Raw genomic sequence first — 19,179 nt, 5'->3', positions numbered from 1 at the left:
TTATAAAATTGAAATACAAAACAATGTAATTAAAGCCGGCATAGCTTGCACAAAAAAGATCTTTTTATCAGCGGTAAGCGCACCATAAATACCCGCAACAGCTACACATCCTAAAAAGAAAATAGCCACATTATTTCTCCAAATAGCATCTTCAATAAAGAAAGTCCATAGTAAACCAGCGGCTAAAAAACCATTATACAAACCTTGGTTGGCCGCTAAAGCTTTAGTGGGCACAAAAAGTTCTTTAGGGAAATTCTTAAAAACTTTTGGTCCGCGGGTTGTCCAAGCAAACATTTCCATCCAAAGAATATAGCAATGAATTAATGCTATAAAACCAATCAAAACCTTAATTACTATTTCCATAATTATTAATCTAATTTATATACCTTACCGCTTTTCATCACCATTTTTACTTGTTTCATGTTTGCTATATCAGTTATGGGGTTTCCGCTTACGCTGATGATATCTGCTTTGTAACCCGCTTTTAACTCCCCAATATTATCTTGATGAAAAACCTTGGCATTTACCGAAGTTGCAGAACGCAAAACATCTAAAGCCGACATGCCATAATCTACCATTAATATCATTTCCCGGGCGTTATCTCCATGAGTATAAACCCCAACATCACCACCAAAAACAATCGTTACTCCCGCTTTTAAGGCTGCTGAAAAACTTTTACGTTTTTGTTGAATACCTTTTGGCTCGGCACCCACTCCTTTTTTCCAACCCGTATATTGGCTAATGGCATCACCAGCGGCAATAGTTGCACAAAGGGCTACGTTTTTACTTTTCATGAGTGCAAAAATTTCTTCATCGCCACTATCTCCATGTTCAATGGTTTCTACGCCGCCTTCAATGGCTCTTTTCATCCCTTCTTTGGTAGAAGCATGAGCCACAACAGGTCTGCCGGTGCTTTTTGCGGTTTCTACCATAGATTTAATTTCTTGAACACTAAAAGTTGGCGCACTGGTTTTGTTTAATCCCCAACGGTAATCGGCATAAATTTTAATTACATCGGCACCATGCCCTATTTGGTCTCTTACGGTACTAATAAGGCGGTCTCCGTCACTTTCTTCGGCTCCTTTTATTAAAGTTAATTCCGAATTTTCAGATTTTGGACCATAACTACCCGTTGCTACAATAGCTCTTCCGGCCACTATCATTCTGGGACCGGGGATTATGCCTTTATCTATGCTGTTTTTTAAACCTACATCATCATAACCGGCACCTTCGGTTCCTAAATCTCTTACCGTTGTAAAACCAGCCATTAAAGTTGCTTTGGCATGGTTTACTGCTCTCACTAAACGCTCTGCTCGGCTTTCTTTTAAAACCTGATCATTCCAATCAGTTTCATTATAAGGATGCAAAAATAAATGCGAATGCCCTTCAATAAGGCCTGGTAATAAGGTTTGATTAGGCAATAATATAGACGTATCTATTTTTAAATTCGGTATATTTTTGCTTTCGCCGACAAATAAAATGCTACTGTCTTTTACCAGCACCACCCAATTTTGATGCATTTCTTTTCCATCAAAAACCCTATCTGGCTTTAATAAAACGGTTTTTTTGTTTTGAGCGTTCAAGATTAAAGAACAACTCAGCAGTAAAATAAAAATAAGATGCTTCACAGGCAAGGTTTTAAGAAATTAAGGTACACATTTTTTGTCTTCCCCAAAAATTAAGGCTAAAATGCTTTTATGATACGTTGTTGTCTAAACTTAAACCAATGGCTTTTAGTAAAATTGCGGCATTAAAGGTTTTACATTCTCCGTCTTTAATTAAATAATCAAAAAACATTTCATCGTGATTCATGGTAATGTCAAAATGAAAATTTCTCACTTTAGTGGGATGCTCTTTTTCTAAATCTGCAATTTGAAGATCGTGAGTGGCAATTAAGCCTGGAGTTTGTTGGAGCAACAGTTTTTCAATAAATACTTTAGTGCCTAAATATTTGTCTTTACTGTTGGTGCCTCGTAGCATTTCATCTACCAAAATAAAAGTGTTTTCTTGCTTCGCTGTTAAAGCTAAAATCATTTTTAAACGGTCTAATTCGGCTTTAAAAGTAGAAGTTTGATCCATCAAAGAATCTTTAATTCGCATATAGCTTACCAAAGAAAAAACACCGGTTTTAAATTGTTTAGCACATACTTTAGATCCGGCGTAAGCCAAAACCATATTAATGCCAACGGTACGTAAAAAAGTGCTTTTCCCGGCCATATTAGATCCTGTAATTACATCTATGGTCCGCTCATTAGAAAATTTAAAATCATTATTTATTCTTACTGAGTCTGGAATAAGTGGATGACCCATTGCTTTGGTTTCAAAAGAATAAGCATCAACCACTTCGGGATAAACCCAATGCGGATGGTTAACATCTAAATTTGCCAAGCTAATTAAAGCTTCAAATTCTGCTATGGTTTTAAAACTGTTAATGATGGTTCCTGATGATTTTTGCTGCCATTGATGCAATCTTTTTACCACTCTTAAATCCCAAAATAAAAAGAGGTTTAAAAAAGTGCCCACAAAAACGTTCAGTCGGGCATCAAAATCTTGAATAATTTTTGCCAAAGATTGAATTTGTTGATGCGTGGCTTGGCCGCTGTTATTCTTTATTTTCTCTACAATAAACTTTAACTCTTTACTTTTCCATGGCTGCTCTTCTATGGGTTTAATTACTTTGGCAAAGGTTTTTAACTGACTGGCGCTTTTACTAAAAAGTAAATGGGCAAGGTTAATATGCTTTAAGTGAAAAGCATAAACCACATAATTTATCAGTAAAGAAAGGCCTAAAAAACTCCACCAAACACCGTTAAAAATACTGGCAGCAATTAATAAAGAGAAACTTACCGCAGGCAAAAAGTAAATGATAAAGTTGATATAAGGTAAAGTGATAAACTGAGTAATTGCCGGAAGTTTATCTTTTATATTTTCTTTGAGTTGGCTTAAAACGGCACCTTTTAGCGGATAAAGTTGCACCCTTAAATTTAAGTTCTCTTCCTGATGGTTTGCCAGTTCTTTAATGGCTTCTTGCCTATCAAGAATTTGGTCTTTAGCATCTGCATTTTTAAGCCAACTGGCTAAAATTTCATTTCCTTGTGGGGTAGCTGTTCTGTTTAGATAGGCAAATAAAGAGCGTTCTCCAAAAATATCCAAGTCGTCTGTATAAGCATGTCTGGGGTTTTCAAAAGCTAGGCCTGCATCATAAATATTGTGTTTATCATTTAAAATATTAAGCTCGTTTTGCAATAAAAGCTGTTTATTTAGATCAAAATCAAGCTGCTCTTGTTGCTTAGCCTGCTTAGCCACAATCCACAAAAATAAACTGATCATAACTATCGCTACCATAATTAAAGCCAATGCGCCTAAACTAAATAGCAAAAAAACCAGCAGGATGGTTAATAAAAAAACGCCCAACCGTAAAAAAGAGTAGGTATTTATTTTTTTTTGGTGTTTTGCTATAAGTTGCTGAAGCGTGGTAATATTGCTTTGGTAGGTGACAAAAAGCTTTTCTTGAGATAAATTCATATTCAACAGCTAAACTATAAATTTTGAGCCGCAAAATTACGTTAGTTAATTTATCTTAGTTGATGATCTTTGTTCATATTTGAAAAAATGGATTTTCTGTGAAATATTAAGATCTGGAATATCGTTTTTTAAGCTTCAAAGCAATTATTTATTAATTTTTCAATTTTCATTATCCAAAAATCAAATACATGATTTCTAATATCAAAAGGTTAAGCACAAAATCGTTTTTGATGAAATCATTAGTTGTATTTTTTTTAATGGGCTTTTCGCCAAAATTTGTGAAAGCACAAGTTCCAAGAAACGATGATTGTGCTGGAGCCATAAAACTTGGAACCGTTAGAGGCTTTTGTTCTGCAGAGGCTGCATATTCTAATGTAAGGGCAACGCCCAGTGGTTTTGATAAAGCGCTTGAATGGCCTGCTATCGGAAACGATGTTTGGTTTTCTTTTGTGGCCACGGCTTATGATGTAAATATTAACGTAAAAGCCGGAGGAACTGCTGCCGGAACTTTGTTAAACCCCTTAATTGCTATTTATTCTGGAGATTGTACTACCATACTTCAAGAAATTGGTCAGAGTTATCCCGGAAATACCCAATCAGCTTATTATAAAGGCGCATTAACGGTGGGTGTCACTTATTTTATCCGTGTAAGCGCTACCAATAATGCAACTGGAACTTTTCAGCTATGTGTAGATAATTTTTTCCCAGCCATACAGCCGGGGCAAGATTGTGCCACCGCTTCTTTGCTATGTTCAAAAGACCGAGTTTCTCCCATTAACGTTACCGGAGCAGGCTTAAATAACAGAGAAGCGGCGGGCACTTGTATTGACATTAACTCTAATGGAGGTTCTATTGAAGCAAACACCGCTTGGTATAAATGGATAGCCGCCAACAACGGGACGCTTACTTTTACCATTACTCCCACCAATAATAATGATGATATAGATTGGGTTTTGTATGATTTAGGACCTAGTGGAAATTGCAGTGCCGTTACTGCTGCAAACGCCATTCGTTGTGCTGCCGGAAGCGGAGTAACTTGTTCGCCCAAATATTATTTAACCGGATTAGATGCCAATTCTACCGATACTCAAGAAACAGGTGGTTGTGTACCCGGACAAGATGGTTTTGTGCGATTTATAGACATGCAACAAGGCCGAACTTACGCTTTGCTCATCAATAATTTTTCGAGCGGAAACAATGGGTTTACCTTAGAATTTGGCGGCACAGGAGAATTTTTAGGTCCAAAACCAACCTTTAAAACCACCAATACTTTTTGTGATAACGTTTTCACCACTACTTACCAGGCAGATGATGTGCAAGCAGGTTACACTTATAATTGGGATTTTGGATTGGGCGGAAACATCAGAAAAAGCACTTCACCAGGTCCGGTTTCAGTGAATTACAATAATCCGGGAGAGCGCACCGTGACTTTAGAAGTTACCAGCCCTATTGGTTGCACTACGTATCAATCTTATTTTTTTAAAGATTTAGGGGTTTTAAATCAGCCACAAATTTTAAATCAGCCACCCACTTATTGTGTTGGCGATACTTTGGTTTTAGAACCCGCAAACCAGCCAGAAGGTACAGATGTGGTTTGGACTTTACCCGACGGAACTGAAATTAGAGAAACCATTTTAAAAGTTCCCATCACCAGTATAGATCAAACAGGAACCATTTCTTTAAAATACGTGGTAGATGATTGCGGCAGCCCCAGTACAGTTATAGATATTAACGTATTGGCCAAACCAGTGGCGGCTTTTACTTTAGATCCCAGTATAGATCAATTATTTTCGGCACCTATTTCTTTTAATTTTATCAATAACAGTGTGGATGCCGTTAGTTACCAATGGGATTTTGGTGATGGCGCTACCTCTACCCAAACCAATCCCTCACATACTTTTGATCAGCCAGGCTCTTACGTGGTTACCCTTATTGCAAATAATGGCATTTGTGCAGATACTTTAAGCACCAATGTGATTAAGATTTTAGCCGAAGGCGATATCATTGTCCCTAATACTTTTACCCCTAATAATGATGGCGTGAACGATTATTTCAACATCCTGATTGCCAATCTTAAAACCTATAACATCAAAATATTTAACCGTTACGGATCACTTGTTTTTACCTCCACAAAAATATTAGACAGTTGGGACGGAAATTACCAAGGCAAACCCATGCCCGTAGGTGTTTATTATTTTATTATTGATGGCCTTGATGTAGCCGGAAACAAGCTTTTCAGAAAAAACAGTGTGACTTTGATTAGGTAAGATGATGAGGGCGTTTATATCCCGATGAAAAATCGGGACAGGCTACGCTTTCCACTATATCTTTTTTTGTCACCCTGAGCGGAGTCGAAGGGCGCACAAAAAAAGGATGCCGCTTCAATCGTTAACGCAAATGGGCAGTACTTTTAAAATTCTATTGTAGGTTAAGTTAATTATGCTACTTTTAACTATCTATTTAAATAATATCTAAAATTGAATTACATATATGAAAAATATACGCTATAGGTAGCGTATAGCAACTAGTTACCACCAATTATAAAAAGACCGACATACATGAAACAAATCCTTGTGACAATTATAATCCTCACTTCAACCCTTTCTTATGGACAATCATTTGAAGGTACCTTGACCTATGTGGCAAATTTGGAAGTTTCCAAAAAGCTTGAGGAAATGGGAATGTCTAAAAAAATCATATTAGACAAAATGAGAAGTGAAGGTTCTTGGTCAGACACCATTAGAACTAGCTATAAGCAAGGCGACTATTATAATCTTACTAATAATAACCCAAGAACATGGGCTGTTTATAAATCAGAAACAAACAAAATCTATTCTATGCAAGATGGGGCGGGATCAGATATTTGTACTGTAACGGATGCATCGGTTGACCTAGAATTTAAGATGACAGGAAAAATGCCGCATATCTATAAACTTGACTCTACAGCAATAGTTGAGGGAGTAAAGTGCAATATTGTTAGAGTAAAATGGAAAAGCGGGGTATATGACTATTACTTCAATTCAACAAAACTGACTGTTGACCCTTTGCTTTTTACAACGCACATTTATGATGGTTGGGCAGAATTCTTAAAAATTTCTAAATCATTACCTCTCAAAATCGTTAAATCAACAAACGGAATGATGGAAGTAACAATGACTTTAGTTTCTATAAAACCTGAAGCTATCAAAGACGAGCTATTTTCAATTCCGACTCTTGTTCCTGACAATGACTTGAACTTCCTGAAACTACCCAATAGAGAAATAATGAGGATAAAAAAATAACTGGTGGTAACATCAGGTTTAAATTATGCCCGGGTGACGTGGTTCTTGTTCTGTTCTTCTTTTAACTACTTTAGTGCTCGGGCGACAATAAAGTGCTCTTTAATCGGGTACAACTTAAACCTGTAACCGTTAGCGGAAATCCTAAAGCAATAAAGACAGCATTTAATTTCATCCTAAAATATTTTAATAGCCTAAGAAAGAATTATTGATGAGTAAAGTAATAAACATAGAAAGCGTAAAAGACACTACTCTCTATAAGGAGTTGTTAGAAAGAAAGAATGCAGATACGCAAGCGTTTGTTGGAAATATCATTTCACTTTGTGAAGAAGCATCTGACAGAGCAAAACAAATTCCACAATTCTTTTCCGAATACACTCTCCATGATAAAACACACTTTTTACGAGTCACAGAGCTGATGTCTTATGTATTAGGTGATACCTTGAAAGAGCTAAATGATATTTAAATTGGTTTGCTAATCCTGTCAGCGTTTTGTCATGACCAAGGAATGTTGATTGATGAAACGGAATACCCATTCTGTCCTTAGTTTTAAGCGCTAGCGTGACTAAGTATTTACAAATGAAAATGATTCTTCAGACTAGATAAACATTTAACCAACCCCAAACTGGCTTCAGTGTTCCTTTTTCAGGATCCTATTCTGTCCTTAGTCTTAGGCTTTAGCGTGACTAAGGATTTACAAATAAAAAAGAGTCTTCAAACTAGAGCAAAGATTTTAGAAATTTATAATGATGAAAACAACAAGAAAAGATGTAGAAATTGAAATGTTTGAGCAAGAAGAATCAAAAAAGGTAGAACTCATAAAAGAATTAAAAAAAGGAGAAAAATCTGGATTTGTAAAGAATTATAATCGAGATACTTTTTTACAGGATTTGCACAATGAACATTTGAGTAAATGAATTATAAAATAAGTATCGAAGCATCAAATGACCTTGAAAAAATATGACCTTAAAATAGGCTTTTTCAACAATTGATAAACAGCTCTATCTAAAGCTCCTATTCTGTCCTTAGTCTTAAGCGCTAGCGTGACTAAGGATTTACTAATAAAAAAGAGTCTACAGACTCGATAAACCTTTAACCAACCAAAATTATTGTTTTCTCATTTCATATTTACGCATAGGCATAGCGTCAATTAAACTGTATAATTTTACTAAACTCACCACCTCGGTTGATCTAAATTTTTCTCCGCCATCTTTTCCAATTAGAATAAAAGTAAAGTTTTGTTTAGACAGGTTTAAATTTTTATAACGAGTTAAGGTTTTAGAAGTGATCCTGTATACGCTAAGTTTTATATCTCTTTCTTGCAATCCCTTTGAGTCGGATTTTAAAATTTTTACCTGTTTTTCTAACTTTTCAGAAAATCCTTCGGGTGCAAAAACCAATACTTCACGGTAAATTTGGCTTTGAGAAAAAGCAGTGTTGAGGCTACCAAAAGTTATTAACCATAAAAAGAAGAGAGGTTTCATGTGCGAATAATTAAAACTAAAAACGATTAAATGTGACTCTTCATCCATTAACAAACGTCAAACCCATTTAATCGTTTTTTAAAGCAGCCTTATTTCACGCTTTTTTTAATCACAATAAAATAACCGGCAGTAAAAAACACAGCGGCATAAGCAAAGCTTACCCAAACTTCTTTGGTTAAAATTTCAACCTCTTTACCGCTCGAAGACATGAGCGCTTTTATAGGATGTGTAAACGGAATTAAATAGCTGTATTCCCATTTTAAAACAATCATGGCGGTTACCAAAAGTAAAAAACCAATACCCATGGGTTTTAAAAAATCTTTCCAAACCAAACTCATCAAAAACTGAATAGAAATAATGCCTAATGAAGCCAAAAACATTTTTAAATAAATAACAGCTAGATAGCTTGTTACCTTAGCCATATCGGCATTTTGTAAAGTTAACTGAGGTTTTAACCAACCTAAAATATAACCATAAGCCAAAGTTAAGCCCACAAAAAGAAGCATGCTTAAAGTAATCAGTAAAACGGTGTATAGGGCTTTGCTGTAGTAAATTTTCCATTTAGGAATAGGCAAAGAAAACAGACTTTTCCAGGTATCAGCTTTGTGTTCTATATTATTTACCGAGTAAGTCATAAAAACCAAATACATAGGTAAAAGCAAAGTGCCCATTACGCCAACAATTGCAAAGGAATATTGGCCCCAAATAGCAATTGGAGGTACTTTAGCTAGTTTTTTCATCACATCATCGGCTTTTATATAATAGCCTATAAAAACTACGGTGCATAAAAATACAGGTAAAACAATGGCGCCCCAAAAGGCTAAGGTTTTACGGGTTTTATAATATTCTGAATGTAGAGAAAGTAAAAAAGTTTTCATAAGATTTAAGCGTTAGTGATGTCTAAGAATAAAGATTCCAGGTCTTTTTTCTGTTTGTAAATGCTGTAAACAATCAAATCATTTTGAATTAAATGATGATTGATGAAACCCATTTGTTCTAAACTTTCAAAAGGAATTTCTAAGTGACCGTTGAGGCTGAGCGACGGATATTTGGATTTTAAAATAGATTGTGCCGCTTCATTATCGTTGGTTTCTATACAAATAAGGCTTGTTTTTAAAGAATGAAGCTCATGGATATTTCCCTGAAAAAGCATTTTTCCTTTGTTGATAATGCCAACATGGGTAGCAATTCTTTCTATTTCGGCCAGTAAATGCGAGGAAATAAAAATGGTTTTTTGATGATTTGCAGCTAAATCTTTGATCAGATGTCTGATTTCTATAATCCCATTTGGATCTAAACCATTGGTAGGTTCATCTAAAATCAATAACTCGGGATCATCCAACAAGGCCAACCCAATTCCCAAGCGTTGTTTCATTCCTAAAGAATACTTTTCAGATTTTTTATTTGCGGCATCTGTAAGGCCAACGATGTCTAAAATCTTATTGATTTTACTTTTAGAAACCTGTAAAAGTAGAGCTCTGGTTTTTAAGTTTTCATAGCCGGTAAGGTGTGGATAAATAGCAGGTTGCTCTACCAGCGAACCTATTTTTTTTAATATTTCGGTTCGGTTTTCTTGTAGCTCTTTGCCAAAAAGGAAAATATTTTTTTCGTCGGATTTTAGCAGGTTCAACAGCAATTTAATGGTAGTAGTTTTACCCGATCCGTTTGGACCTAAGAAACCATAAATACCGCCTTTTGGTACTTCTAATGAAAGCTGATTGAGCACTTTTTGCTGTGCAAAATTAAAATTGAGGTTTTTTGTTTGGATGATGAGTTCCTGCATCATTATTTTTTTAGTAATTGTTTAACAATAGCGATATGACTGGTATTGGCCAGCCTATTATTTTTGATATCAATAGTAGCAAAATCTTTTGCTGATGTATTTGGTTTAAAAATTAAAGTAGCTGATAGAAATATTACCACAGGAAATATCATTAGTAAAAAGGGAGATAAAAAGGGCAATGATTTTTTCATGACTCTAAAATTTTGTTTAACAATCAAATATTCAATCTTTTTAACTGGTACAAGAATATTTTATACCAAAGCGGAGGATGAATAGACGAACGAGAAAAAGAATCGATTAAACCCTGATATTTAGCGAACAACCTGTTGGTAGAGGTTTTTGGCGCTTTGGTAGATGATTGGTTTGTGGTTTAGATGATTTAAGAACACTACATTTAAATAAGAATCCACAAAATTTGTAGTGATTATTTAATACTAATAGATGGGTTAAGTTTTAGCATTTCCGCAATAAAATCATCGTTATTAATTGGGCTAATATAAATCTCATCGTATTTATTGTATTTTATGATAAGTCCATTTCTGCTTGTTGCAGGCTTAAAACCCACCCACATGGTTAGGTTTTTATTAATTTCTTTGATTGATGAAATTTCTATTTTTCCTTTAATTGGTCCGCAAAAGTATTTTAAGTGGGTTGCGCTTAATTGATAATAAGTACCATAAAAAATCCACAATAATAAAGCAATAACCATTAAATCAATAACATGAAATATAGTGTTGCTGAGGTTTAATCCTTTATCAATAATAGCTAAAACAGAAACCCCAACAATTAAAAATATAACTCCAAAAACAATGGTCAGGAATAAGGGGTCTTTTTTGCTTTTGAAGGTCATATAATCTAAAACTAACGCACAATTCTATTTCGTTCAAACGAAAAATCTAATGAAACACTTACCTCAAAAATTCCAGTCTATTCGTTTTAATAATCACTTAAAATAAATTGGAATATAAATTTATTTTTTTGCACCAAAGTGAATTCCAACTCTTATAGTCGCCTCAATACTAAAAAAACCACCATCCGGATAATTTGGATATTTATTAAATTCATAGCCGTAGCCAAATCCTACAGTAGTTTCTAAATTAAAATGATTTCCTAAAGTTCTTCTCAATCCATACTTAGGGCTTATTGTTAAAATTTCTCTGTCATTATCAATGTATTTATCGTTAACAACAAACAAATTAGGGCTATATCTCATTTGTAATCCCCAAAAGTTACCGGTATTACCTTTTACTTTTTTTGAAGCAGCTTCTCTCCTCCCTAAATTATAATAGTAACGTGGTTCTAAAATAAAAAAGGGATAAAAAGAGCTTTTTTTCGATGTAAAAAGTAAGGTCTCCGCCACATAGCCTTTATCTAAACCAATTTCGGTTTTAAAAGTAATTCTATTTGAAAGTTTTGCTTCGTGATTTGCCCATACACCTAAATAACCAATTTGTGCTCCAAATAAAGATTTTTCTACGCTTGTTTCTTGTGCTTTAGATAAACTGCTCATTAAACAGCAAATGGTAATTAAGGTAATTTTGTTCATTAGATAAGGATTGATCTAATAAAAGTAAAGTTTTTATTAATTAGCGGTTAGTTTTTTAAATCTTAACAACAGTTTTTAACATTGTTTAACTAAATAAGATCAATCTGTTTTTTCTTAGCAGGAGTCTATCACAGATGACTTTGCACTTTTACAGCACAAGCCCAGCTAAAATAAACTTGATGGAAATGCCTGCCGGCAGGCAGGTATACCGGCCAAAAGCCGTATGAATGGACAGCGAGGCTATCCATCCATTTGAAACACGGAAATTGCTTTTCTAAAATTTAAGAAAGTGTGGCTAAAACGGTTACTCCGCCTTTTACAACCTCGTTTAAATTCACGTTAATTTGTGTACCTAAGGGTAAATAAATATCTACTCTTGAACCAAATTTAATAAACCCAAATTCTTGACTTTGCTCTACTGTATCTCCTTCTTTTACGTACCAAACAATTCTGCGAGCTAATGCGCCGGCAATTTGACGGTAAAGCACTTGAACGCCGCTTTTATGTTCTACCACGGTGGTGGTTCTTTCGTTTTCAGTAGAAGATTTTGGATCCCAGGCAAAAAGGTATTTCCCAGGGTGATATTTAAAGTATTTTACTATTCCACTAATTGGGTTTCTGTTGATATGCACATTAACGGGCGACATAAAAACCGAAACTTGAATGCGTTTGTCTTTTAAAAATTCGGTTTCTTCGGTTTCTTCAATCACTACTACTTTACCATCGGCAGGGCAAATAATTTTACGATCATGAAGGGTTAATTTTCTGCTTGGGCTTCTAAAAAACTGTAAAATGATAATAAATAAGGCGAAAGAAAGTAAATACCAAAACCAAATAAACCAGGTAACATCTGGCAGGTAATATTTGATAATAGTGTTGGTTACAAAAATAAATAATATGCTTAACGCGATAGAGGTATAGCCTTCTTTGTGAATGGTCATTTTTAAAAATTTTATGCGAAATTACTAATAAGTAATTAAATAGAGGTACACGAAAATTACTGGAGCCGAAAGCAGCAAGCCATCAAAGCGATCTAAAAAACCACCGTGGCCTGGCAGTATTGTTCCGGAGTCTTTAATATCTATACTGCGTTTAAACATAGATTCTACCAAATCTCCTAAGGTGCCAAAGCAAGAGATAATGAGCGCCATAATTAACCAATGTTGTAAGGCGTAATCTGTAAAATAGATAGATAAAATAAAACCGACTACTAAACTGGTGAAAATACCGCCTATAAAACCTTCCCAAGATTTTTTTGGAGAATGCCTTTCAAAAAGGCGTGTTTTACCAAATTTTACCCCAAAAAGATAAGCGCCGGTATCATTCCCCCAAAGCATCAGAAAAAAACCTAAAGCCAAGTGAACATTGTAACTGCCGGATATAAAAACCAAACTAAAAAAGAAAATAAATGGGACAACGGCATAAATTAAGCCCAAAAAAGTATAGGCAATATTGCTAAAAGGCAGGGTAGATTTTTTGAAAAGCTCTCTGATAAAAATGCCGAAAAACAAGGGAATATTAATTAATAACCACTTGGTTTCATAAACAAAAAACTGCTTTCCGGCTACAGATGCAAATATAATTAAGGCGGCAACATAGCCAATAGAGCGGTGCGGCCTAATGCCGGTGGTTTTAACCAAAGTAAAAAATTCTATCACGCAAACCAAGCTTAAAAAAATATAAAAGCCGGTGAAAACATAAGGGCCTAAAAGTAAGGAAGCCAGCATGACTATTACAAAAACAAAACCGGTTATTGCTCTGGTTTTCATAATTTATATTAAAGATCGTTGGTTAATATAATTTTCGATGCCTTTTGAAAATCAGTTTCTCTGACGTGGACTTCCACTTCGCCAAATTTATAAGATGAATCTTGCTTGTTTATAATTACAGCTTCTATCTCATTGTCTACCAATACCTGCCTTACTATTTCTGATTTAAAAAATTGATTGGAGGCATAAACTTTAACCCATTCACTATTCATAAGCGCTATATAAAGTGTTGTTTTTGGTTTGTTTAAAAAACATAAGCAGTAAAACTAAAGTAATTATTGCACTAATAGCATAGCCATAAATAGAGTAATTACTTGTTTGTTCAATTTCAGCTATACTTTTTCCTTGTTTTTGCATTACAAAAGCCATCACTACTGCGGTTCCGTTATTTAAAAAGTGCCCTAAAATGGGTAGCCAAATACTTTTTCCGTAAACTAATAAGTAGCCAAAAAGCGCTCCTAAAAGCATTCTTGGAAAGAAACCGTAAAACTGTAAGTGTATGGCGCTAAAAAGAATAGCGGTAACCCAAATGGCCACATGGTAATTTTTAAACCAATCTTTTAAAATGGTTTGAATGCCTCCTCTAAAAAAAAGTTCTTCGCCAATGGCAGGTATAATGGCAATCATTATTAAATTAATAATCAAATCGTTATAGGTTCGCATTTCCAAAAGCTTTTTGGTTAATTCGGCGGCTTGTAATTCTTTTTCCTTCATCCAAATTTCTAAACTTTTTAAGAAATCTGGTAGAGCTAATTTTTGGTTTAACTCATTAATGAGTTCAAAAACCGGGTTAGAAACAAACATAATAGCCACCACTAAAAAGAATAAGGTCCATTTTAAAGGCTGGTCAAAATAGAAGTAAGTTTTAGGTTTAGATTGATTTAAATAAGCAAAAGCAATGGGTCCGGCTATAAAAAGCCCTAACGAACTAGAAATTTGCATCATCCTTAAAAAAGAAATATCCATGTTTTGCATGTTATTTTCTGTTAAACTGAGGAGTGAAAAATGATCTGTATTAAAAGGAATCCAGACTAAAAAGCCAATAATTGTAAAAACTATAGCCCCAACAAAAGCCATTAAAACTAAAAACATGAGCTGTAAAGCAGGATGGTAAGGACTTGACTTTTGAATGTCATGCATAACAAATGATATTTTGTAAATTTGCAGTTAAATTAAGAAATAGATTTTTGAATGTCGGTTAAAATCGGAAATATTGATTTGGGAGCATTCCCTTTATTGTTAGCGCCAATGGAAGATGTCAGCGATCCTCCGTTTCGTTTTGTTTGCAAACAAAACGGCGTAGATATGATGTATACAGAATTTATTTCTTCGGAAGGCTTAATTCGTGATGCTGCAAAAAGTCGTCAAAAACTAGATATTTTTGAATATGAAAGACCTATCGGAATTCAAATTTTTGGATCGGAGATAGACCACATGAGGCAAGCTGCTGAAATTTCTTCGATGGCTAATCCAGATTTAATTGATATTAACTACGGTTGTCCGGTTAAAAATGTAGCTTGTAAAGGAGCTGGAGCCAGCTTATTACAGGATATTGATAAAATGGTAAAGATGACCGCTGCGGTTGTAAACGCTACTCATTTGCCCGTTACGGTAAAAACCCGTTTAGGCTGGGATGACAACACCAAAAATGTTTATGAAGTGGCAGAACGTTTACAAGACGTAGGCATAAAAGCCTTAACCATACATGGCAGAACGCGTTCTCAAATGTATAAAGGATCAGCAGATTGGTCTTTAATTAGAGAAATTAAAAGAAACCCAAGAATACAGATTCCTATTTTTGGTAATGGCGATATAGATTCGCCAGAGAAAGCTGCAAATTGGCGTTTAGAATATGAGGTGGATGGCATTATGATTGGCAGAGCAGCGATTGGCTACCCTTGGATTTTTAGAGAGGTAAAACATTTTTTTGAAACCGGAACTCATTTAGAAGGACCAACTTTAGAAGAAAGAATTGATGTTTGCCGCACTCACCTTCAAAAATCAATTGAATGGAAAGGACCAAAAACAGGCATTTTTGAAATGAGACGCCATTATGCTAATTATTTTAAAGGAATTGCAAATTTTAAAGAATACCGAATGAAATTGGTTTCTTTAGAAAGTGTAGAAGCCATAGAAGATGTTTTAAATGATATCAGAAACAAATTCGATGTAGAATTGGTTTAGTTTTTGGTATATCAAATATATATTATTTACCTTGACTCTAAAATTAATAACAAGAATATGGTAGCGCAAATCACCGAAGGAGTAAAAGTTTCTGTTGAAACTACCTACCAGCCAGAATATTCAAATCCGGCTAATGAACACTATATGTTTGCCTATAAAATCCAGATAGAAAATCTGACAGATTATAGCGTACAATTATTAAGAAGACACTGGACTATTTTTGATTCTAACGGAACCAAAAGAGAAGTAGAAGGCGAAGGTGTAGTGGGCTTACAACCTATTATTACGCCGGGGCAACACCACGAATATGTATCTGGTTGCAATCTTAAAACAGATATGGGCACCATGAAAGGAACTTATCAAATGAAAAGATTGGTAGATGGAGAAATATTTGACGTAAGTATTCCTCAGTTTGCTTTAATTGCGCCTTTTAAATTGAATTAATTAAACAATAATAATTTGGGCGTTTTAACACGCTGTCCGCTAAATCTTTTGCTCCAAAAAGCAAAAGGATATCGCTTCCATCGTTAACGCAAAAAATAAAAAAGCCCTCGATTTTTATAAATCGAGGGCTTTTTTGTTTTTAATCCGTTCTACCTCCCCTTCTCTTTTGGAGAAGGGGCTGGGGGATGAGGCCTAATCTCTTCTTCCAAACAACATAGAAGCGTAATACAATAAAGTGGCTAAAGAAGATAAAGCGGCAACAACATAAGTCATAGCGGCCCACCATAAAGCATCTTTTGCCTGTACGTTTTCTAATTCGGTTTGGGTAACGCCATGTCCGGTTTTTAACCAGGCTAATGCTCTTCTACTCGCATCAAATTCTACTGGAAGCGTTACAAAACTGAATAAAGTTACAATTGCTAAAGCCCCAACACCTACGGCTAAAACTATTGTATTGCCAGAAAACATCAACATCACTACGCCAATAATTAACACCCATTGAACAAGTTTAGATGCCACACCAACTACCGGAACTAATGATGATCTCAATTGCAACCAACTGTAAGCTTTTGCATGTTGTACCGCATGTCCGCATTCGTGAGCTGCCACAGCAGCTGCAATAATGCTTCGTCCATGATAAACATCAGGAGAAAGATTTACAGTTCTATCAGCAGGATTGTAATGGTCACTTAATTGCCCATCTACAGAAATAATTTCTACATCACTAATTCCATGGTCGCTTAACATTTGTTTAGCTACTTCTGCACCGCTTAAACCAGAGCTTAATGCGATTTCAGAATATTTTTTGAATTTGCTTTTGAATCTCCATTGAACCCCCAGGCTCATTACCAGGATGATTATAAATAATATCATATCTTTTTTAAATTAATTATATAATGATACTCAAAAAGTATTCCTTTTAAAAGTTTACACAAATAAATTACCTTTAAAAGATGATTGAAAACGCATTTTCTTACTGGGAACAAAGCTCATTTTTAAACCATTATGATGTAATCATTATTGGAAGCGGAATAGTAGGTTTAAATGCGGCTTTACAATTAAAAACACAAAGTCCGCGTTTAAAAATAGCGATATTAGAAAGAGGAATGTTGCCAAGTGGTGCAAGCACTAAAAACGCTGGTTTTGCCTGTTTTGGAAGTGTTTCTGAGCTTTTAAGCGATATTAAAAGCTACGGCGAGGAAACTGTTTTTAATTTGGTTACCAAGCGGATAAAAGGCTTAGCCACTTTGCGAAAGAATTTAGGGGATAGCGCTATTTGCTTTGAACAAAAAGGTGGATATGAACTTTTTTTAAAAAACGATTTGCAGCAAATGGAAACCGCCTTTTTAGGCTTAAGCCATTTAAATTACATTTTTAAACCCTTGTTTAGCGGGGCTGACATTTTTGCCGTTAACAATGCTAAAATTGCAGATTTTGGCTTTGATGGAGTGAAAGGATTAATTGAAAATAAATTTGAAGGGCAAATAGATACCGGTAAAATGATGCTGGCTTTGATACAAAAAGCACAAAGTTTAGGCGTGTTGATATTTAACCAAACTCAGGTTTTATCATTTGAAGAAGATAAACTAATCACCATAAAAACTAAGGAAGCTACTTTTACCACCCATAAAATTGTGTTTGCTACCAATGCTTTTACCGCTCAACTTTTACCCGAAATTGATATTAAACCCGGCCGAGGACAGGTTTTGGTGACCGAGCCTATTAAAGGATTAAAAGTAAAGGGAACTTTTCATTACGATGAAGGCTATTATTATTTTAGAGATGTTGATGATAGAATTCTTTTAGGCGGGGGAAGAAATATAGACTTTAAAGCAGAAGAAACTTTTGATTTGAATACTAGCGAAGAGATTCAAAAAAAGTTAGAAGAAATGCTTTATCAAATTATCCTTCCAAATAATAAGATGAAAATAGATTATAGATGGAGCGGAATTATGGGATTTGGAGAGCCATTAGAACCTATTGTTAAAAAAATAAGAAAAGGATTATTTGTTGCCGCAAGATGCAACGGAATGGGTGTTGCTTTAGGCAGTTTAACCGGAATGGAAGTAGCTGATTTAGTTTTAGTAGATTTGAATTAGATCAATTTTTTACCCATCACATAATCATTAAGTACAAAATGAAAGTAAGGAATATCTAGTTCTTGTAGTATTTGGTAGCCTACTTTTTTGTAAAAATCCTTTGCCTTATTCCCTCGGTTTACATTAAGAATTAAAGCATCTCCACCCAAGGTTTTTACCTGTTTTTCGACTTCAACAATTAATAATTTACCAGTCCCTTTTCCTTGTTGATCTGGATGTAGATAAAGTTTTTGAAGTTTATAGGTTTTATCTATAGCTGTTTTTGAATAACTGGCAAAGCCTTTGGCAAGCTCATTTACATAAAGCAATAAGAATACATTTTCTTCATGCATTTGATTTTGAAGAGCGCTAATGGAATACATTTTATTTAGCATAAAAGCTATCTGCTCATCAGATATCACATTTTTATAGGTTGGCCACCAAATATCAGAAGCCAACTGATGTATAATTTCTAGATCTTCAATAGCAGCAAGTTTTATTTCAATCATAACTGTTCTGCAATAAATATGAAAGGCGGTTCAAACGTAAAACTAAAAAACCCGTCTTTTACGGTTTGATAATGGTTGTTGTTTATTTTTTCTAATCCAGAGACAGAAAACTCGTGAATCATTTCTGGATGATAAATATAAATATCCTCTCCTTTAGTTTGCCATTTACTAAAACCCGATTTAATAGGATAGATTTTTTTATCCTCATCAAAAACAACCAAATCTATCATATCTACATAAAAAAGATATTCTTTAGCCTGAAAATGATTGGTAATGATATTCACCGCAGGATAGCCCTCGGCAATTAAATGTTTTAGTGCTGCCTCTAAAATATCATCATCATCTTTGGCGGCTAGTATTTTTACATGTTCTTGGGTGTTAACTAACTCATTTTCTGGCGTAATAATAATGTCTATTTTAATACCCGTAGAAAGCACTTTTTCTGCAACTTTTGCAGATACCAGAATGGTTGGAGACCATTCTAATAATTGTCCTAAGTATTCCTCATTAAAATGATCCATGGTCATCACCAATAATGCAGGTTCTTGTTTTTCTCTAACGATATGATGGCTTGACATA

At 34.7% G+C, this 19,179-nt stretch carries 23 protein-coding genes; 7 read left to right on the top strand and 16 right to left on the bottom strand.

From position 1 onward, the window contains the following. From FA046_RS03090 to FA046_RS03080, 3 genes are all read right to left on the bottom strand, one after another. Positions 1-363: a DUF1304 domain-containing protein gene (locus tag FA046_RS03090; RefSeq protein WP_136824887.1), complete on the bottom strand. Its 363-nt coding sequence runs from the start codon at positions 361-363 to the stop codon at positions 1-3. Positions 364-368: 5 nt separating this feature from the next. Beyond that, positions 369-1,628, bottom strand: coding sequence for a metal-dependent hydrolase family protein (locus tag FA046_RS03085; RefSeq protein ID WP_205943594.1), 1,260 nt, complete (start codon positions 1,626-1,628; stop codon positions 369-371). A gap of 67 nt (positions 1,629-1,695) precedes the next feature. Then, on the bottom strand, positions 1,696-3,525 hold the full coding sequence (locus tag FA046_RS03080) for a MutS-related protein (protein ID WP_136824886.1): 1,830 nt from the start codon (positions 3,523-3,525) through the stop codon (positions 1,696-1,698). Positions 3,526-3,755: 230 nt separating this feature from the next. Between FA046_RS03080 and FA046_RS03075 the strand changes: the two genes are divergently transcribed. The 4 genes from FA046_RS03075 to FA046_RS03060 all read left to right on the top strand — a co-directional run bounded on the left by FA046_RS03075 (position 3,756) and on the right by FA046_RS03060 (position 7,720). Beyond that, positions 3,756-5,792, top strand: a complete 2,037-nt coding sequence (locus FA046_RS03075) for a PKD domain-containing protein (RefSeq protein ID WP_169303287.1) — start codon at positions 3,756-3,758, stop codon at positions 5,790-5,792. Between the two features lie 291 nt (positions 5,793-6,083). Continuing rightward, positions 6,084-6,806: a hypothetical protein gene (locus FA046_RS03070; protein WP_136824884.1), complete on the top strand. Its 723-nt coding sequence runs from the start codon at positions 6,084-6,086 to the stop codon at positions 6,804-6,806. Positions 6,807-7,014: 208 nt separating this feature from the next. Beyond that, complete coding sequence (locus tag FA046_RS03065; protein WP_136824883.1) at positions 7,015-7,269, top strand: hypothetical protein; 255 nt, start codon at positions 7,015-7,017, stop codon at positions 7,267-7,269. A 280-nt stretch (positions 7,270-7,549) separates the two neighbouring features. Then, entirely contained in the window at positions 7,550-7,720 is a 171-nt protein-coding gene (locus FA046_RS03060; RefSeq protein ID WP_205943593.1) for a type II toxin-antitoxin system ParD family antitoxin, read from the top strand. A gap of 189 nt (positions 7,721-7,909) precedes the next feature. On the opposite strand, the gene FA046_RS03055 is transcribed toward FA046_RS03060, so the two are convergent. The 10 genes from FA046_RS03055 to FA046_RS03010 form a co-directional block, all read right to left on the bottom strand. Then, positions 7,910-8,287, bottom strand: a complete 378-nt coding sequence (locus FA046_RS03055; RefSeq protein WP_169303286.1) for a DUF4174 domain-containing protein — start codon at positions 8,285-8,287, stop codon at positions 7,910-7,912. 89 nt (positions 8,288-8,376) lie between these two features. Beyond that, positions 8,377-9,165 (bottom strand): ABC transporter permease, encoded by a 789-nt coding sequence (locus FA046_RS03050; RefSeq protein WP_136824881.1) that lies wholly within the window; start codon positions 9,163-9,165, stop codon positions 8,377-8,379. 5 nt (positions 9,166-9,170) lie between these two features. Further along, a complete protein-coding gene (locus FA046_RS03045) occupies positions 9,171-10,073 on the bottom strand; it encodes an ABC transporter ATP-binding protein (protein WP_225870867.1) in 903 nt (300 codons plus the stop codon). Next, complete coding sequence (locus tag FA046_RS03040; RefSeq protein WP_136824880.1) at positions 10,073-10,261, bottom strand: hypothetical protein; 189 nt, start codon at positions 10,259-10,261, stop codon at positions 10,073-10,075. Before FA046_RS03040 ends, FA046_RS03045 begins: the two co-directional genes overlap by 1 nt. Before the next feature lie 233 nt (positions 10,262-10,494). Further along, on the bottom strand, positions 10,495-10,920 hold the full coding sequence (locus FA046_RS03035; protein WP_136824879.1) for a PH domain-containing protein: 426 nt from the start codon (positions 10,918-10,920) through the stop codon (positions 10,495-10,497). A gap of 120 nt (positions 10,921-11,040) precedes the next feature. After that, positions 11,041-11,616: a DUF3575 domain-containing protein gene (locus FA046_RS03030; protein WP_136824878.1), complete on the bottom strand. Its 576-nt coding sequence runs from the start codon at positions 11,614-11,616 to the stop codon at positions 11,041-11,043. 281 nt (positions 11,617-11,897) lie between these two features. Then, positions 11,898-12,557, bottom strand: a complete 660-nt coding sequence (locus tag FA046_RS03025) for a phosphatidylserine decarboxylase family protein (RefSeq protein ID WP_136824877.1) — start codon at positions 12,555-12,557, stop codon at positions 11,898-11,900. 24 nt (positions 12,558-12,581) lie between these two features. Next, positions 12,582-13,385, bottom strand: coding sequence for a phosphatidate cytidylyltransferase (locus tag FA046_RS03020; protein ID WP_136824876.1), 804 nt, complete (start codon positions 13,383-13,385; stop codon positions 12,582-12,584). Between the two features lie 8 nt (positions 13,386-13,393). Beyond that, a complete protein-coding gene (locus tag FA046_RS03015) occupies positions 13,394-13,597 on the bottom strand; it encodes a putative signal transducing protein (protein ID WP_136824875.1) in 204 nt (67 codons plus the stop codon). After that, positions 13,590-14,525, bottom strand: coding sequence for a CPBP family intramembrane glutamic endopeptidase (locus FA046_RS03010; RefSeq protein ID WP_136824874.1), 936 nt, complete (start codon positions 14,523-14,525; stop codon positions 13,590-13,592). Before FA046_RS03010 ends, FA046_RS03015 begins: the two co-directional genes overlap by 8 nt. A 51-nt stretch (positions 14,526-14,576) precedes the next feature. On the opposite strand from FA046_RS03010, the gene dusB reads away from it, so the two are divergent. Together dusB and apaG are read left to right on the top strand one after the other, a co-directional pair. Next, entirely contained in the window at positions 14,577-15,569 is a 993-nt protein-coding gene (dusB, locus tag FA046_RS03005; RefSeq protein WP_136824873.1) for a tRNA dihydrouridine synthase DusB, read from the top strand. A 57-nt stretch (positions 15,570-15,626) separates the two neighbouring features. Beyond that, positions 15,627-16,013, top strand: a complete 387-nt coding sequence (gene apaG, locus FA046_RS03000) for a Co2+/Mg2+ efflux protein ApaG (RefSeq protein ID WP_136824872.1) — start codon at positions 15,627-15,629, stop codon at positions 16,011-16,013. A gap of 192 nt (positions 16,014-16,205) precedes the next feature. Here apaG and FA046_RS02995 read toward each other — a convergent pair whose 3' ends face one another. Continuing rightward, entirely contained in the window at positions 16,206-16,886 is a 681-nt protein-coding gene (locus tag FA046_RS02995) for a zinc metallopeptidase (protein WP_136824871.1), read from the bottom strand. Positions 16,887-16,966: 80 nt separating this feature from the next. Here FA046_RS02995 and FA046_RS02990 point away from each other — a divergent pair, with 80 nt between their 5' ends. Further along, positions 16,967-18,112, top strand: a complete 1,146-nt coding sequence (locus FA046_RS02990) for an NAD(P)/FAD-dependent oxidoreductase (protein WP_136824870.1) — start codon at positions 16,967-16,969, stop codon at positions 18,110-18,112. Here the strand turns inward: FA046_RS02990 and FA046_RS02985 are convergent. Both FA046_RS02985 and FA046_RS02980 read right to left on the bottom strand, forming a co-directional pair. Beyond that, a complete protein-coding gene (locus FA046_RS02985) occupies positions 18,109-18,600 on the bottom strand; it encodes a GNAT family N-acetyltransferase (RefSeq protein ID WP_136824869.1) in 492 nt (163 codons plus the stop codon). The two genes, FA046_RS02990 and FA046_RS02985, sit on opposite strands and share 4 nt — an antisense overlap. Next, positions 18,597-19,178 carry a thiamine pyrophosphokinase gene (locus FA046_RS02980; RefSeq protein WP_136824868.1) on the bottom strand — a complete coding sequence of 194 codons (582 nt, stop codon included), beginning with the start codon at positions 19,176-19,178 and terminating at the stop codon, positions 18,597-18,599. Before FA046_RS02980 ends, FA046_RS02985 begins: the two co-directional genes overlap by 4 nt. Position 19,179 lies beyond the last annotated feature (1 nt).

Origin of the sequence: Pedobacter cryophilus (genome assembly GCF_005116455.1) — a bacterium.
Taxonomy (GTDB): domain Bacteria; phylum Bacteroidota; class Bacteroidia; order Sphingobacteriales; family Sphingobacteriaceae; genus Pseudopedobacter; species Pseudopedobacter cryophilum.
The sequence above is the reverse complement of the archived record's forward strand: the minus strand, read 5'-3'. Positions and strand labels throughout refer to the sequence as shown.